The following is a 2641-nucleotide window of genomic DNA, read 5'->3' on the forward strand; positions in this document are numbered from 1 at the left end:
GGCTGCGAGGTTCACTGGCGTGTGCCACGGCACGATCGTTGGGTACTGGGCGGCCACATGCAGCGTCCATGCCTCCTGTACGACGATGAGGGCCGGCAGCACCAGGGTCTGCGGCGGGCCGAGCGCCGTGCGGTGGATGCGCCACAGCGCCACGATCCCGGCGGCGGCCAGCGCGGCCAGCGCGGGTGCCAGCAGCGTGACGTAGGCCGTGTGCGGGACCCCCATGGCGCTGAGCAGCACCGCCGAGGTGAGCAGCCAGCCGCCCCACATCAGATAGCCGGCCCGCCGCTGGTCGGTGCGCGGGGCGCGGCGGTGCCGGGTCAGGCCCAGGACCAGGGACAGCAGCGCCAGCGGATACAGCCAGCCGATCTGCGCGGCGAACCGGGGACCGAAGAGCTTGCCCCACCCCTCGGTGCCCGGCATGGCCTGCGCGTCGCCCGCCCGGGCGCCGGCCTGGTCCTGCGGGGGTGGCGCACCCTGGAAGGTCCCCTGGAACGAGCCGTCGATCAGGCCGTCGTGCAGGCGGTCGAGCCCGTTGTAGCCGAACACCATGGCGAAGGCACTGTTGTTGGTGGTGCCGTCCGCGTACGGGCGCGAGCTCTCCGGGGTGAAGGTCATCAGCGCGACCCACGACAGTGACACGGCCAGCAGCACGCCGCCGGCCGCCACCAGCTGCCCCAGCCGCTTGCGCAGCGGGTGCGGGGCGGCGATGAGATAGCCCAGGGCGAGCGCCGGAACAACGACCCAGGCCTGCATCATCTTGGTCTGGAAGCCAAGGCCGATCCACACGCCGCTGAGCAGCAGCGGACCTGTGCGGCCGGTCATGACCGCCTTCTGGTATTGGTCCGCGGCCAGCACCAGGCACATGGTGAGGGAAGCGTCGAGTATCGCGTGGCCGAACATCGACGCGGCCACCGGCGTCAAGGTCAGCAGCCCCGCCGCGGCCAGCCCGGCCACCGGACCCTGCCAGCGGCGCACCACCCGGTACAGGACCAGCACCGACACCACGCCCTCAAGCACCTGGGGCAGCGTCAGCGCCCAGGCGTGAAAGCCGAACAGCCGGGCGGCCAGGGCCTGCGGCCACAGAAAACCGCCGACCTTGTCCATGGTGATGGTGGCCGCCGGGTCGAGGGCGGTGAACCAGAACGCGTGCCAGCTCTCCGACATGCTGCGGGCGGCCACCGAGTAGTACGGGGCGTAGGAACTGCTGGTCAGATTCCAGCCGTAGAGCACGGCGGCGAGCGCGGCCACCCCCAGCAGCGCCGGGCGGGCCCAGGAGGGCTGGTCCGGGGGAGAGCGCCAGAACCAGCGGCGCTGGGGCGGCGGAGCGGTGCCGGGGGAGGCCTCGGGGGAGGTGGCCGCAGCAGTCAGTGTCATGTCCTCACCGTGTGAGGACCCCGGTAACCGTGCGGTCACAAACGCCTGCGCCATGGACAGTTGGACGGCGGCGGCTGTGTCCGCCGTGTGACCGCCGTCCACGTAGAAACAGCCGCATGCCCATCACAAGCAAGCGCACCAAAGCGCGCACCCTGATCGCCACGTCCGCCCTGCTTTTCGCCGCTTTCGGTGCCGCCGGATGCTCCGGTGACTCGAGTGCCGCCGACTCGGACAGCAGCAAGTCCCCCGGAACCAAGGACAAGGGATTCACCCAGGCGCTGGCCTACTCGAAGTGCATGCGGGCCAACGGCGTGCCCGACTACCCCGACCCGGAACAGGACGCCGACGGCCGGGTCATCATGAACCCCGGCAACGGCCAGGACGACCCGAAGACCCAGCAGGCGATGGAGGCCTGCCGCGACAAGATGCCGCAGGGGCGCTCCCGCGAGAACGGCGGCAAGATGGACACCTCCAAGGTGACCTCGTGGGCGAAGTGCATCCGCGAGAACGGCATCCCGAAGTTCCCGGACCCCGAGATCGACGGCACCCGGCTCAACGTACCGCTCGGCAAGATCGGCATGATGCCCGACGACCCGAAACTGCAAAAGGCCTCGCAGGCCTGCCAGGACAAGTCGCCGGGCGGCGAGCTGTACTTCACTGACGGGTCCGAGCAGTGACGTCGCCGGACCACACCCCCGCACCGCGGGGGCCCGGCCAGCCCGACAGCGACCCGGCCGCCGCGCTGGAAGTGCGCGGGCCCGGTGCCCTGGCCACCGAGCAGCCGACCGGGGCGGCGCTCGCCGCTTCCGCCCAGGACCCTCCGGCCCCGGCCCCCGTCCCGGCCGGCGGCGAGGGCCAGGACGGCGCCGACGGCGGCGAGGAGCCGGCGCTCAGCCACCGCAAGCGGCGGCCGCTGCGCACCACCCTGATCGTGCTGGTGGCGATCGCCGTAGCCGCGGCCGCGGGCCTGGCCGCCACCGGCACGCTGGGCGGCAGTGACGACGACAAGCCGCAGGCATCCAAGGGTCCCTCGGCGACAGCGAAGGTGCAGCGCACCTCCCTCACCGACACTCAGACCGTGGACGGCCAGCTCAGCTACGGCGATGCGTCCACCGTGCTGGCCCCATCCTCCGGCGGCGGCGCCAAGCCGGGAGCGGGCGGCGTCTCCGGAATCGTAACCTGGGTGCCCAAGGCCGGCGACACCATCAAACGCGGCGAAGACGTCTACCGCGACAACCAGCAAAAGACGCCCCTGCTCTACGGA

General features: G+C 71.8%; 2 protein-coding genes and 1 pseudogene. 2 read left to right on the forward strand and 1 reads right to left on the reverse strand.

Annotated features, from left to right (window positions below):
• The coding region (locus ACQKIP_RS39345; RefSeq protein ID WP_427745254.1) for an ArnT family glycosyltransferase at positions 1–1377 on the reverse strand (1377 nt) is incomplete at its 3' end.
• 116 nt (positions 1378–1493) lie between these two features.
• Between ACQKIP_RS39345 and ACQKIP_RS39350 the strand changes: the two genes are divergently transcribed.
• Positions 1494–2054 carry a hypothetical protein gene (locus tag ACQKIP_RS39350; RefSeq protein ID WP_365862044.1) on the forward strand — a complete coding sequence of 187 codons (561 nt, stop codon included), beginning with the start codon at positions 1494–1496 and terminating at the stop codon, positions 2052–2054.
• A pseudogene (locus ACQKIP_RS39355) lies at positions 2051–2641 on the forward strand (hypothetical protein); the annotation flags it as partial. The gene ACQKIP_RS39350 and the pseudogene ACQKIP_RS39355, both read left to right, overlap by 4 nt.

Origin of the sequence: Streptomyces sp. NPDC059900 (genome assembly GCF_050270335.1) — a bacterium.
Lineage (GTDB): Bacteria > Actinomycetota > Actinomycetes > Streptomycetales > Streptomycetaceae > Streptomyces.

What these genes read in the sequence shown, in the direction of transcription:
- ACQKIP_RS39350 (WP_365862044.1), top strand. Translation starts at nt 1,494, where the DNA reads ATGCCCATCACAAGCAAGCGCACCAAAGCGCGCACCCTGATCGCCACG.